At 57.5% G+C, this 14,457-nt stretch carries 9 protein-coding genes, 1 tRNA gene and 1 pseudogene; 4 read left to right on the forward strand and 7 right to left on the reverse strand.

All coding sequences use genetic code 11. The annotated features are described in order from the left end of the window. The 4 genes and pseudogenes from CKW17_RS30395 to CKW17_RS30795 all read left to right on the forward strand — a co-directional run. Positions 1-1,739: pseudogene (locus tag CKW17_RS30395) on the forward strand (Ig-like domain-containing protein); the annotation flags it as partial. Positions 1,740-2,169: 430 nt separating this feature from the next. Beyond that, positions 2,170-2,529, forward strand: a complete 360-nt coding sequence (locus CKW17_RS17815; RefSeq protein ID WP_095120825.1) for a DUF6124 family protein — start codon at positions 2,170-2,172, stop codon at positions 2,527-2,529. Between the two features lie 679 nt (positions 2,530-3,208). Next, on the forward strand, positions 3,209-4,375 hold the full coding sequence (locus CKW17_RS17820; RefSeq protein ID WP_095120826.1) for a glycosyltransferase: 1,167 nt from the start codon (positions 3,209-3,211) through the stop codon (positions 4,373-4,375). Then, positions 4,326-4,619, forward strand: a complete 294-nt coding sequence (locus CKW17_RS30795; RefSeq protein ID WP_095120827.1) for a glycosyltransferase family 2 protein — start codon at positions 4,326-4,328, stop codon at positions 4,617-4,619. The genes CKW17_RS17820 and CKW17_RS30795 overlap by 50 nt, the downstream gene beginning before the upstream one ends. A gap of 550 nt (positions 4,620-5,169) precedes the next feature. On the opposite strand, the gene CKW17_RS17830 is transcribed toward CKW17_RS30795, so the two are convergent. From CKW17_RS17830 to fdnG, 7 genes are all read right to left on the reverse strand, one after another. Next, positions 5,170-5,265, reverse strand: a tRNA-Sec gene (locus CKW17_RS17830). Positions 5,266-5,271: 6 nt separating this feature from the next. Beyond that, positions 5,272-7,188 carry a selenocysteine-specific translation elongation factor gene (selB, locus tag CKW17_RS17835; protein WP_095120828.1) on the reverse strand — a complete coding sequence of 639 codons (1,917 nt, stop codon included), beginning with the start codon at positions 7,186-7,188 and terminating at the stop codon, positions 5,272-5,274. Beyond that, positions 7,185-8,588 carry an L-seryl-tRNA(Sec) selenium transferase gene (gene selA / locus CKW17_RS17840; protein ID WP_176470092.1) on the reverse strand — a complete coding sequence of 468 codons (1,404 nt, stop codon included), beginning with the start codon at positions 8,586-8,588 and terminating at the stop codon, positions 7,185-7,187. The genes selB and selA overlap by 4 nt, the downstream gene beginning before the upstream one ends. A gap of 61 nt (positions 8,589-8,649) precedes the next feature. Next, entirely contained in the window at positions 8,650-9,576 is a 927-nt protein-coding gene (gene fdhE / locus CKW17_RS17845) for a formate dehydrogenase accessory protein FdhE (RefSeq protein WP_095120830.1), read from the reverse strand. A gap of 3 nt (positions 9,577-9,579) precedes the next feature. Next, positions 9,580-10,245, reverse strand: coding sequence for a formate dehydrogenase subunit gamma (locus tag CKW17_RS17850; protein ID WP_095120831.1), 666 nt, complete (start codon positions 10,243-10,245; stop codon positions 9,580-9,582). Beyond that, positions 10,242-11,177, reverse strand: coding sequence for a formate dehydrogenase subunit beta (gene fdxH, locus CKW17_RS17855; RefSeq protein ID WP_095120832.1), 936 nt, complete (start codon positions 11,175-11,177; stop codon positions 10,242-10,244). The genes CKW17_RS17850 and fdxH overlap by 4 nt, the downstream gene beginning before the upstream one ends. Then, a complete protein-coding gene (gene fdnG / locus CKW17_RS17860) occupies positions 11,178-14,243 on the reverse strand; it encodes a formate dehydrogenase-N subunit alpha (RefSeq protein WP_141234577.1) in 3,066 nt (1,021 codons plus the stop codon). Between the last annotated feature and the right edge of the window lie 214 nt (positions 14,244-14,457).

Raw genomic sequence — 14,457 nt, forward strand, 5'->3', positions numbered from 1 at the left:
GTGAAGGCCAGCCTGTGCGCTTCAGAGTCGACAAGGAATATGTCACGTCGAACATCGGGCAGTACGTGAAAGTGCGTTATTCGGTGTTGCGCGCCTCGAACGGACGACATGAATATTCGGCCACGCTTGAATTACTGATTGGTGTGATGCTGGTCCCGATGATCGACTCCGTAACCGACTCCTCAGGAGAGGAAATTGCCGACAACGGCACCACCTTCGACACCAACGTCACCGTCACCGGAAAGGCCAGTCCTGACCAGACTGTGCAGCTTTACGACAACACCACGCCGATTACTCCGGTTGTGCCAGTCGATGCCAATGGCGACTGGAGCAGAGCCCTCAGCGGCTTGAGCATTGCCGCGCATCCCATCAAGGCCAAGGCACTTTACGGAGCGCAACCCGAGTCAGTGGTACGCAGCTTCACCATCGCGCAAACGGTGACACCCACCATTACCAACATCACTGATTCCAAAGGCACGGTCGCACCGGGCGGCACCACCTTCGACACCAGCGTCACCGTCACCGGCAAGGCCAGTCCTGGCCAGACTGTGCAACTTTACGACAACACCACGCCGATTACTCCGGTTGTGCCAGTCGATGACAATGGCGACTGGAGCAGAGTCCTCAGCGGCCTGAGCATTGCCGCGCATCCCATCAAGGCCAAGGCACTTTACGGAGCGCAACCCGAGTCAGTGGTACGCAGCTTCACCATCGCGCAAACGGTGACACCCACCATCACCAACATCACTGATTCCAAAGGCACGGTCGCACCGGGCGGCACCACCTTCGACACCAGCGTCACCGTCACCGGCAAGGCCAGTCCTGGCCAGACTGTGCAGCTTTACGACAACACCACGCCGATTACTCCGGTTGTGCCAGTCGATGCCAATGGCGACTGGAGCAGAGCCCTCAGCGGCTTGAGCATCGCCGCGCATCCCATCAAGGCCAAGGCACTTTACGGAGCGCAACCCGAGTCAGTGGTACGCAGCTTCACCATCGCGCAAACGGTGACACCCACCATTACCAACATCACTGATTCCAAAGGCACGGTCGCACCGGGCGGCACCACCTTCGACACCAGCGTCACCGTCACCGGAAAGGCCAGTCCTGACCAGACTGTGCAGCTTTACGACAACACCACGCCGATTACTCCGGTTGTGCCAGTCGATGCCAATGGCGACTGGAGCAGAGTCCTCAGCGGCCTGAGCATTACCGCGCATCCCATCAAGGCCAGGGCACTTTACGGAGCGCAACCCGAGTCAGTGGTACGCAGCTTTTCTGCAGAGAGGTGGACAGATTCCCTTACAGACTTTGCGAACGGCACCTCAGGTAACTGGGTGAAAGGACCAGCTGGTTATCAAGGACGCGTAATCAATGGTTTTTTTCACAATGACACCACCGGCGCTACTGGTCATTCTGGCTTACTATTCAGTCAATCATTTCGATTTGTGGTCGGGCATACCTACACATTCAGTTATCGAGTCCGAAACTTCAGCCCTCTGTCAAATAACATGCCCCCTATTTTTTCGGTCAGGCTTTCATCTGGCCAATCAATCTTGGCGGCCTACAGCGTTCCCCGGACCGGCCAATGGTACACCCAGTCAGGAAGCTTTTCCGTCACACAGAGCGGGAACTATACGATTCAAATAATGAGCCATCAGGATCGAGGAGGCGGCGGCGGATCTGATGGCGGCAACGATTATCAAATGGATGACATCACTGTTCGACTGGTTCGTTGAGCCGTTTAAAAGCAGCGCCGCAAAAAACCGCTTCTCCTTTTTCACAGAAGCGGTTTTTCACCAAGCAGGTCTTTCAGGGACAGACCACGTTTTCACCAAGATAACCGCCCAGTGTTTAAAAGACACCTGAAGATACGTCTTACAGGCTACACACTCTTGCGCCCTTGCCTACAGCTACGCCAGAATCCGCCGGCTTGTGCGCCTTGGGGTCGGGTTCTATTGTGGTGCGGTCGCTGACGAATCAGCGATCGGGTTTAGCAGCTCGGCAAATTTCAAGGCACGCGAGTTTCGCCAATACGTTATGGCGGCTTTGCGTGGGGCACTTCGGTGCGCCGGGATCCTTGAGCCTGGTCTGCTAACCCGCGCAAAAGCCGCCACCTCCTCGTTTAGCAGCGAAGGTTGACGGCTCCATTTCTCAAGGAGCTTTACCATGATCAAACCAACGCCAAACCCGCCCGAAACCGACGCCACCTCCCCCTACGAATCCCTCGATTCAAAAAAACTCCACGAAGCCGCCGACCGCGCCCTCGACCACTATCTCTGCCCACCCGGCTCCACCCCACCGCCACGCAAAACCCGCCGGATGTACGCCGTTAACGCGGACTTCAAAAACGAAGAACTGCTGGCCGATGCCAGCGAAACACTCGCTTCAGCCAGAACCATCGCCCATGACTTCGCCCATCTCATTCCAGCGTCGCAGCGTCGTACTTTGTTGGGGATTGCACAGCTGATAATGCTGGGCGAACTGGCGGTAAATCGGGTGATGGATAATCTGGAGTTGCCGCGGTAGCGCGCCTCGATAACGCATTCCGAATGAGTCGCCGTGACTACTGACGTCTTCGCGGGCAAGCCCGCTCCCACAGGGATCGGGGTCGATCACAAACCTGTGTTTACACTCCGAACCTGTGGAGCCGAGCTTGCTCCGAGCGGCGATCGGACGAAGGCGGCCTCACAGCCAACACGTGTCTCCAAGTGACTAAACGGAGCCAGACTAGGTTTTTCCAGCATTGCGCATCAAAAGATCGCAGCCTTCCGCGGCTCCTACATGAATCGGTGTAGGAGCCGCGGAAGGCTGCGATCTTTTGCTTTTGGCAAACTGGCGGAAGGCAGCTGGAGTCGAGCCTGCCTGGAACGGATACCGTCTTCAATGAGGGCGATTATCCTCTTTGAGCCAACTGCTGACCTAGGCGTAGTCTTCGGTAAGACGCCAGTAGCCAGATCTTCCCTCTTCAACATTACCGTTCGTCGAACAAACGTCCTCACCTGTCAGATCTGACAGTGGCCAAACGCTTCCGCTTGTTATCTGATGTCCATTGCGGGCCTTGACTTTATCTAGGTGACAAGCATGAAACATATCCGCTTTAGCTCCGTGAAAAACCACAGCGATATCGCTCTGCAACACACCATAGAACGGTTGCAATGTAACACTCACGCTTGCTAATTCTGAGATTTCATGGAGTAAAACAACAATGAAAGTCGCAATAATTAGTTCAAATACGATGCCCACGCCACCACTAAATACAGGAATACCTCGAGGCTGGAGCACATCAATACATGAAGTCATCAGTAATATTTCTGAAGGGCTAGTTGAAAAAGGTCACAATGTGACGCTGTATGCAAGTGGCGACTCAACAACTAGCGCCAAATTAGAAAGCATTTGGGATCAATGCTCAATGAAATATGAGTTATTGCCCAATCAGTTTGACTACAAAGCTTATGATGAGATCCTGACCTCGTTCTGCTTTGAAAAAAACAAAACTGAGAAATATGAAATCATCTTTTCATTTCATACCTTTGATTCGGGTTTTTTTGCAAACCTAATAGATACACCAATTGTAAGTGCTTATCACGGCGCGGGCGCTTGGAAATTCGAGAGGATATGGCCCCAAAAAATAATTAAACCCAACCATTATGTGGCCATTTCTCAATCCCAAGAGAAAAACTGTGATTTCATCAGATTTGATCAGGTGATTTATAACGGGATTAACGCAAAAGCATTCCCTTTTCAAGAAAAAAATAAATATCCAAACATGGTATTTGTTGGGAGAGTCAACAGCGAAAAAGGAACTGATACAGCCGCAATCGTCAGCAGAAAATTTAATATGAAACTGGACATCTTCGGAACTACCAACGAGCAATCGCTGTTGAATTTTATATTGGACCAAGGCGATACAATTCGTTTGCACGGCCATGTACCACAAAAAACAATTGCGCGAGCGGTCGCCGATTCGAAGCTTTTTATCTTCCCGTGTCGATGGAACGAACCATTCGGGCTGGTTCTTGCAGAGTCGCTAGCATGCGGCACGCCGATCATAGGCTACGCAATCGGTTCTCTACCCGAAATCATTGACGATGGGGTCACCGGTTTTTTGGTCAGTCCCGAAGATGGAAATGTAGAAGGTAATTGGATAATCAAAAAAAAGGGTGTCGAAGGGCTTGAGGAGGCCGTTCAGAGGATCAACGCAATGCCAGAGAAAGATTACTTGAAAATGAGATTAGCTTGCCGGCAGCGATTTGAACGCAACTTCACCAAAGAGATAATGATTGAAAAATACGAGAGGCTTTTCAAGGAGATCATTAAAAAAAATGAAAATCTCAATCATCACAACGACATACAATTGCAAAGACTATATTGAAGACTGCATAAATAGCGTTCAAATGCTTCGACTAGAGCCGCTTGCCATTAAAGTTGAACATGTCATTTATGATGACGCATCGACAGATGGTACTCGGGAAGTCATAGAATCCAAAATGCGCCCCGACATTACATTCATTAGTGGAACATACAATATAGGTCCTTCAGCTGGTAGAAATATCGCAATACAAAGATCTTCCGGGGATTTTATTTTTGTGCTAGATGGTGACGATTTAATTTTGTAAAGAACCATCTACAATTTCGCGCAGACTGCATTAGAACACAAAGATACAAAGTGGTTTGTTTCCGGCTTTATTTGCGTTGATAGCAACCTCCGATACAAGTCGAATTACGACTATTACGCCTGGCAATTCAAGTCAAAACTAGACTTGCTTGCTGCCATTTTCAGGGGAAGTCATTACATCCAACACAGCGTACTATTTAAGAAGGAACTATTTCAAAAGGTCGGCGGCTACCTAGAGCACCTTAAAATGGCTGAGGATCTTGATCTATTTGTAAGATTTATTCTAAGTGGCGCTATGCCCGTCTATTTGAATTCTATATCTCATTTACATCGCTTTCACGAAAACAATCTTTCCGCAGGGATCGACAAACACGCACACGCGTTGCACGCGGCTGAAATTCAAGACAGGTATAAATCTCAAGTAGAACGACTACTTGAAGAAGGGTGCTGATAAATTACTACAGATTAATCAGGAAGCACTTTTCTGAAGTGCAACACTAATATTCAGCAAGTAACTTTTGCAAGTTCCAAATTTTCACTCATGTAAAAACTGGCGGAAGGCAGCCGGAGTCGAACCTGCCCGGGAACGGATGCCGTCCCCAACCGGGTTTGAAGCCCGGCCGCGCCACCGGGCGCGATTGCCTTCCTTTAACTCATTGGGCGTCGGCGTTGGCCAGCGCGTTGTCGGGGCGGATCTGGCGGGATTCGCCGAGGCGTCGGGTCAGGCCGACGCGGTCGAAATATTCGAGGTACTGAATACAGCGTTTGCGTCCCAAGCCTAGCGCATCGCGGAAGGTTGTCACCTGGATCTGCGGATTTTCCTTGGCGAGTTTGAGTAGCACGTTCGCCATTTGGCGCAGTTGTACGTCACTCAGGAACAGATCGCGCACGACTTGATGCATCCAACCGAGCCGCGCCAGTTTGCGCAGTAGCAGGCGTACGACGGCGTCGTCCTGGCCAAGCATTTTCGCGACGTCGCGCACCCACGGCGGGTCGAATCCGGCGTTTTCGAACAACGGTTGCAGCTGCCGCCAGAGGCTTTCGTCCTCGGCATTCAGACGCACCTGATGATGCGGCAAATGCAGCCATGGGCCGCTCGCCTGGATCGATCCGGCCGTCAGCAATTCATCCAGCAAACTCACAAACGTCGCACGCTCCAGCGCCAGACCACTGAAGCGGCGCAGGCGATCACGGTCGGGGCCCATCTGGTCGGGCTCCTGCTCATGAAACTGCGCGAGTTGTTCCAGCAGGGTGAACTTCAGTTGCGACCAGCGTTGCACGTTGAACAGCACCGGACCTTGGCGGGTGTCGATCAGGCGCACGTTTTCCGCTAACGACCAGGACGCGCGCGGGCGATTGAACTGGCGTTCCAGCCGCTGCGGATCAAGGCCGCCGGCGCTGTAGTTGAGCAGCACGGGCAAGACTTGTTCAAGTTCGTCGCCAGAAGCCAAGGTGCGCAGTTGTGTCAGACGTTCAGGGCTGCGGCGTTGTCGCGCCGGGGCGAAGGGATCGAGTACCTGGCCACCGCCCAAGGTGCGCTGCGCGCTCTGATCGCGCAGGATCAGCCGATCGCCCCTCACCGCGTGCACCGGCGCGTTGATTAACAGTTGCGCGAACATGCGCTCGCCGGGACTTAGGCGCGGGCCTTCGAGCAACGCTACCCGTGCGATGACATCCTGCGTGCCGAGGTGCACGTGCACCGGGTGAAAGTGTTCGAAAGTGCGCTCGCCGGGCAGCAGTTGAAAGTCGATGTCGACCCGTTGCGTCGGCGCGTGCAGCCACTCGCTCAGCAACCAATGGCCGCGATGGATTTGCGCCAGTTCAAGGCGTTCGCCGCTCAGGTTCAACGCCACTCGTTGCCCGGCGAAGGCGTGTTCGGCGGGTTGATTCTGCGCGTGCAAGCCGCGCACTCGCACGGTTTTCCCGCAAGGCCCGAGGGTGAGTTTGTCGCCGACAGCAATCGCACCTGACAACGCCGTCCCGGTGACCACGATTCCCGCGCCGGCAACACTGAACGCGCGGTCGATGGCCAGGCGAAATCCGCCTTCGCGACTACGTTGCTGCACTTCTCGTTGCGTTTGCAGCAACGCCAGGCGCAACTCATCGATACCCTGCCCGCTCAGGCTCGACGCCGTGAATAGCGGCGCTCCGGCAAACGGCCCCGGTTCCAGCAGATCGAGAATCTGGCGCTGTACCTCTTCCAACCTGCCCGCCTGAACGCGGTCGCATTTGGTGATCGCCACCAAGGCGCGGGGAATGCCGAGCAATTCAACAATCGCCAGATGTTCACGGGTCTGCGGCATCACGCCGTCGTCCGCCGCGACCACCAGCAACACCAGATCAATGCCCTGGGCGCCGGCGAGCATGTTGTGGGTGAATTTCTCGTGGCCGGGGACGTCGATAAACCCGGTCAGCCCCGCGCCCGGTTGCAGTTCGGCATAGAGATAGCCAAGGTCGATGGTCATGCCGCGTTCGCGTTCCTGCGTGCGGCGGTCGCCGGTTTGTCCGGTCAGGGCCTGCAGCAGCGACGTCTTGCCGTGGTCGATGTGCCCCGCCGTGCCGACAATCACGGCTCGACCTGCAGGTGCGGCAATTGCCCGAGCCACGCTGGTTCATCGTCGAGCTGACGCAAATCCAGCCACAGCGCATCGTCGTCAATCCGCCCAAGCACCGGGATCGGTAAGGCCCGCAACGCCGCTTCCAGATTCAGCAGGCAACGCCCGCGCAAACGCTTGGAGACTTGCGGGCGCATACACAATGCCGCACTCGGCAAACGCGCGACCGGTTGGCTGCCGCTGCCGATCATGCCCAAGGCCTCGACTGCACTGACCTGCCACAGCGAACCCAAGACTTCAGCCAACGCCGGTTGCAGCCGTGAAGCCTGGGCGAAGATGTCAGCTTGCGGGCGAGTCAACAGACGCAAACTCGGCAAACGTTCAGCCAGTCGATCCGGATTGCGATACAAACCCAGCACCGCCTCCAGCGCGGCGAGGGTCAACTTGTCCACCCGCAGCGCGCGTTTCAGCGGGTTTTTCTTGATCTTCGCGATCAGCTCTTTGCGCCCGACGATCAACCCGGCCTGCGGGCCGCCGAGCAATTTGTCGCCGCTGAACGTGACGATATCCGCACCATCCAACAGCGCCTGGCGCACGGTCGGCTCTGCCGGCAAACCCCAACGGGTCAAGTCCAAAAGACTGCCGCTGCCCAGATCTTCCAGCAACGGCAGACCATGTCGATGGGCCAACTCCGCCAGTTCCGCAGTCGGCACCCGCGCGGTAAAACCCTCGACGCTGTAGTTGCTCGCATGCACACGCATGATCAAACCGCTTCGTGGGCTGATCGCCGCTTCGTAGTCGCGGGCATGGGTGCGATTGGTCGTGCCGACTTCGTGCAGGCGCACACCGGCGCGGGCCATGATGTCGGGAATGCGGAAGGCGCCGCCGATTTCGATCAGCTCGCCACGGGAAATGATGCCTTCCTTGCGCGCGCCCAGGCTGTTGAGCGTCAGCAGCACGGCGGCGGCATTGTTGTTGACCACGGTGACGGCTTCGGCGCCGGTCAGCTCGCGGATCAGGCCTTCGATGAGGTCATCGCGATCACCGCGTTTGCCGCTGGCCAGATCGAATTCTAGGTTGAGCGGGTAACGCGCTGCCATTTGCACCGCTACGATGGCTTCTTCGGGCAACAGGGCGCGACCGAGGTTGGTGTGCAGCACCGTGCCGGTGAGGTTGAACACTCGGCGCACGTTGCTGCGCTGCTGCTGGGCCAGACGTTCACCGACGCGGCCGGCGAGCACTTCGGGACTTATTTCGACGGCTGACAATTGCCCGTTCAACACGCTCGGGCGCAACTCATCGAGTAACTGGCGCAAACCCGCCAGCAGCGATTCACGCCCATGACGCTCAAGTAACGGCGCACACGCCGGGTGACGCAACACACCATCAATGGAAGGTAACCGCAGGGACATCAGCCACTCCTGGAGACAGATCACTGCGGCCCCGCAGTGAAAAACAAGAGTGTAGACCCTTCGTTCACTCGTCTCCGGGTGCTAGCAACAAGTTCGGTGCCAAGCGCTGATAGCCGTCCTGCGCCAGACGCATGTCCAGCAACAAACTGCCCAGGTCCGCTGACAACGCCTCGGCGTCGGCATCGTTTTCCAGATACACCAGTTTCAGATAACTGTTACAGCCCGGACAGACTTCCGCCCTTAACGGCGCCTGATTGGCAGCATGGCGATCGTCTTCAAGGCTCAGATAATCCAGACCCTTGCTCGACTCGCAATACACGCACTTGACCCGCACCACATGCCATTCGCAGGCACACAACGAACACACCAGATAACGCAAACCGTTGTGCTTGCCGCGATGGCGGATGACCCCGGCCATCGCCGGTGAACCACAGGCCGGGCATTGGCTGAGGCTGTCACCCGGTTTGAGTTGCAGATTCGGTGCGCTGAGCAGCCAGTGACTCCACGCCACTTGCAGCGCCGCGCCAAGAAACGGCACCAATTGCGCCGGCACCAGCGAATATTGACCGCTGACCAACGCCACGGCCCATGCACGTAACTGTCCGGGACTGGCGACCCGCAACGTTGTCACCGCCTCAATGACGGCGGGCTGTTCATCAGGTTCGTAACGTTGCAGCAAAGCCTCAAGGTAAGCCTGCCAACCTTCTTCGCGCACCAACGTGTCGGCAGCAAACGGCGGCAAGCCATGCTGCTGACAAGCTTCAATCCGTTGCTGATCAAACGGCGCTGTCAGCGGTGGATCGTCAAACACCTGCTGCTGCACCCGGCACAACCCGGCAATCAGCCGCAGGTACTCAGCCAGCGCATGCCCCTCGGCCAGTTGTTCCAGTCGAGCGGCCCGCAGCGCAAACAGGTTAGGCGGCGGCAGATGCAGAAACGGCGGCGAACTCGCCGCCGCTTCGATTTCCCCAGGTTCAAGAATGGTTGGCAAAAGTCAGCCCTTTTTGGTGATCGGTCGCTCCGGCACGTCCGGTTGGCGTTCGTCGCGGGTGATGTCGCGATACCAGAGTTCATGGTGTTTCTTCGCCCAGGCGCGGCTGACCCAGCCGTGCATCATCGCGTCCACCGAACCCTTGATCCACAGCCCGGCGTAGATGTGGACGATGATGCTCAGCACCAGAATGAACCCGGCCAGCGCATGCAGCAGCATCGCCCAGCGAATCACCGTAATGCCGAAATACGCACTGAACCAGGCGCGCCAGATCACCAGCCCGGTGAACAGCAAACCGAGCATGCACAGCAGTAAAGTCCAGAACAGCAGCTTCTGCCCGGCGTTGTATTTGCCCACCGGCGGCACGCTTTCTTCATCGTTGACCATCACCCGATTAATCCGCCGCAGCCACCGCCGGTCATTGGCGATGAAGAAATTGCTGCGCCAGAAGCTGAACACCAAGCCAAGGAACAACACGAACATGGCGATGCCCATGTACGGATGCAGAATCCGCGTCCACGGCCCGCCGCCGAACAGGTTGCTCAGCCAGAACAGCGACGGATGAAACAACGCCAGCCCGGACAGCCCGGCCATGAAAAAAAGGATCGCCACCAGCCAGTGATTGGTGCGCTGGTTGGCGGTGTAACGCAGGATCGTCTTGTTGCTCATGGCCGGTCCTCCCCGCGTGGATCGAAGGTGTGCACCGCCGGATCGACGACGTGCACCGAGGTGTCGGGCGCCGCCGGATGCTCATCCTCTTCAACCCGATTCGGGCCGATGCGCACGTAATGGAAGAACCCGGCCAATACCGCCGCGCCCATGGCCAACAGGCCCAGAGGTTTGCTGATGCCTTTCCACAACCCCACCAACGGACTGATCGCCGGATCCTGCGGCAGGTTGGCGTAGATCGTCGGCGTATCGGCGTGGTGCAGCACGTACATCACATGCGTGCCGCCAACACCGGCCGGGTCATACAGACCAGCGTTTTCGAAGCCACGGCTTTTCAGGTCGACGATGCGTTCGGCAGCGTGTTCCTTCATGTCTTCCTTGGTGCCGAAAACGATGGCGCCGGTCGGGCAGGTTTTCACGCAGGCCGGTTCCAGCCCTACCGCTACGCGATCCGAACACAGGGTGCATTTGTAGGCCTTGTGATCCTTCTGCGAAATGCGCGGAATGTTGAACGGGCAACCGGTGATGCAATAGCCGCAACCGATGCAGTGATCCTGATCGAAATCGACGATGCCGTTGGCGTGCTTGATGATCGCGCCGGGGCTAGGGCACGCCGCCAGACAACCGGGCTCGGCGCAGTGCATGCAGCCGTCCTTGCGGATCAGCCATTCGAGGTTGCCGGCGTCGGTTTCGTGCTCGGTGAAGCGCATCAACGTCCAGGTTTCCGCGCTCAAGTCTTGCGGGTTGTCGTAGGTGCCGTGGTTGTGGCCGACCTCGTCGCGCAGCTCGTTCCATTCCGAGCAGGCGACCTGACAGGCCTTGCAGCCGATGCATTTGGTGGTGTCGATCAGCTTGGCAACTGCCTCCTGATTCCTCACCGACGGCGGCACAGTCGTGGTGGCCGAGCGGGCAATAATGTCTTGGCTGGCCATTTACAGTTTCTCCACGTTGACCAGGAATGACTTGGATTCCGGGGTCTGGGTATTGCCATCGCCGAGGAACGGCACCAGGGTGTTGGTCAAATAACCGTGACGCGTCAGGCCGGTGAAACCCCAGTGCAGCGGGATGCCGATCTGATGCACGACCTGGCCGTTGACCTGCAGCGGCCGGATCCTTTTCGTCACCACCGCCACCGCTTCGATAAAGCCGCGTTTGCAACTGACCCGCACCCGATCTCCGGCAGCAATGCCCTTCTCTTTCGCCAGCACTTCGCCGATTTCGACGAACTGCTCGGGCTGGGCAATTGCGTTCAACTTGCAGTGCTTGCTCCAGAAGTGGAAATGCTCTGTGAGTCGGTAACTGGTGCCGGCGTACGGGAAATCCTTGGCTTCGCCGAGGGTTTCCCAGACCGAATCGAAGATCCGCGCCGCCGGGTTGCTGGTGGCTTTCTTGTTTTGCGGGTGCAGCGGGTTGATGCCGATCGGCGTTTCAAACGGCTCGTAGTGCTCGGGGAATGGCCCCTCGTTCATCTTGTCGACGGCGAAGAACCGCGCGACGCCTTCGGGGTTCATGATGAACGGGTTCATCCCCACCTCTGGCGGCACGTCGGCTTTGTAGTCCGGCACATCGGTGCCGCCCCAGGCTTTGCCGTTCCACCAGACCAGACGTTTTTTCGGATCCCACGGTTTGCCGGCGACGTCCGCCGAAGCGCGGTTGTAGAGAATCCGCCGGTTGGCCGGCCAGGCCCACGCCCAGCCGAGATGCTGGTGCATGCCGAACGGATCGCTGTTGTCGCGGCGGGCCATCTGGTTGCCGGCCTCGGTCCAGCTGCCGGCGAAGATCCAGCAACCGGACGCGGTGCTGCCGTCATCCTTGAGCAAGCCAAACCCGGCCAGTTGCGAGCCGGCCTTGACCGCAACGCCTGCGGCATCGGTGAAATCGGCGACAGCGCTGCCGTTGATTTCCTTGGCCAGTTCTTCCGGCGAAGGCTCGTCCGGGATCTTGTACGGCCACGTCAGTTTCAGCAGCGGATCGGGGAATTTGCCGCCCTCGGCCTGATAGCGTTTGCGCAGGCGCAGGAACAATTCGCTCATGATGCGAATGTCGGTCTGCGCTTCGCCGGGGCCGTCGGCACCCTTCCAGTGCCATTGCAGCCAGCGACTGCTGTTGACCAGCGAGCCGTCCTCTTCGGCAAAACAGGTGGTCGGCAGGCGAATGACTTCGGTCTGGATTTCGTCGGTTTTCACATCGTTGTACGGCCCGACGTTGTGCCAGAACTCCGAGGTTTCGGTGGCCAGCGGATCCATCACCACCAGCCATTTCAGCTTGGCCAGTGCGCCCATCACGCGGTTCTTGTCCGGCAGCGCGGCGATCGGGTTGAAGCCTTGGCAGAAGTAGCCGTTGACCTTGCCCTGGCTCATCAGGTCGAACATCTTCAGGACGTCGTAGTTGGGGATGTCGAGTTTCGGCAAATGGTCGTAGCACCAATTGTTCTCGACGGTGGCGTTGGCGCCGTACCACGACTTCATCAGGCTGACGTGGAATTTGCTGTAGTTCTGCCAGTACGACAGTTGCCCCGGGCGCAGCGGTACTTGCGTGCGTTTATGGATGAAGGCGTTGTAGTCCTGCTCGCTGTCCTGACCCAAGGTCAGATAGCCCGGCAGCGCATTCGAAAGCAGGCCGAGATCAGTCAGGCCCTGAATATTCGAGTGACCGCGCAAGGCGTTGACGCCGCCACCGGGCATGCCGACGTTGCCCAGCAGCAGTTGCACCATCGCCGCGCTGCGGATGATCTGCGCGCCGATCGAGTGCTGGGTCCAGCCGAGGGCGTAGAGAATCGTCATGGTCTTGCCCGGGATCGAGCAGGTGGCGATCTCTTCCCAGATTTTCTGCATGGCATCGACTGGCATGCCGCAGATCTGGCTGGCGAGGTCGATGTTGTAGCGGCTGTAATGCTGCTTCATCAATTGATAGACGCAGCGCGGGTCTTGCAGGGTCGGGTCGACTCTGACGAAACCGTCCTCGCCCAGTTCGTAACCCCAGCCGGACTTGTCGGTGTAGCTGCGCTTGGCCACGTCGTAGCCGCTGAAAATCCCGTCTTCAAAGCCATAGCCGGCTTTGACGATGAACGACACGTCGGTGTAGTTACGCACGTACTCGTGCTGAATCTTGTCCTCGGTCAGCAGGTAATTGATCAAGCCGCCCATGAAGGCGATGTCGGTGCCGGTGCGGATCGGCGCGTAATAGTCGGCCACCGAAGCAGTCCGGGTAAAACGCGGATCAACCACAATCAGCCGCGCAGCGTTGTGCGCCTTGGCCTCGGTCACCCATTTGAAGCCGCACGGATGCGCTTCTGCTGCGTTGCCGCCCATCACCAGGATCAGATTCGCGTTGGCGATATCGGTCCAGGTATTGGTCATGGCACCACGGCCGTACGTCGGGGCAAGACTTGCCACCGTCGGGCCGTGTCAGACACGCGCCTGGTTATCGAACCCCAGCATGCCGAGACTGCGAATCACCTTCTGGGTGATGTAACCGGCTTCGTTGGACGCCGCCGATGCCGCGAGGAACCCGGTGCTCAGCCAGCGATTCACCGTTTGCCCGTTGGCATTTTTCTCGATGAAGTTGGCGTCGCGATCGGTCTTCATCAGGTCGGCGATGCGGTCGAGCGCTTCGTCCCAACTGATCCGCGTCCATTCGCTGCTGCCCGGTTTGCGGGTTTGCGGGTAGAGCAAACGGCCGGGGCTGTGAATGAAGTCGAGCAGGCCTGCGCCTTTCGGGCAGAGGGTGCCACGGTTGACCGGGTGGTCGGCGTCGCCCTCAATGTGAATGATGCTTTGCGCTACGTTCTTCGCGGTATCGCCCTGGCTGTACATGATCAACCCGCAACCGACCGAGCAATACGGGCAGGTGTTGCGGGTTTCATGGGTGTGGGCAAGCTTGAAGTGGCGCACCTGCTCGGCGAAGGCTTGCGTCGGGGCCATGCCCAACGCGCCCAGGCTCGAGCCTGCAAGGCCGATACCGGCGACCTTGAAGAACTGACGACGGCTGAGATCCATCGTGCACTCCTGATCAGGTGGAACCCGGTACTTGTGCCGGGTTTTATCTGGACAATCACGGTTGCGGCAAACGTCTGCCGACATTTTCACTGTAGACAATGACCATACAGTCTGTGTGAAAACCGACCGTCGGCCGTTTGTCGGGCAATACACGAATCTGTGTAGGAGCTGCCGAAGGCTGCGATCTTTTGATGTTGCTCTTTAAAAACAAAAT

The sequence above is a fragment of the Pseudomonas sp. Irchel s3f10 genome (assembly GCF_900187515.1).
Lineage (GTDB): Bacteria > Pseudomonadota > Gammaproteobacteria > Pseudomonadales > Pseudomonadaceae > Aquipseudomonas > Aquipseudomonas tensinigenes.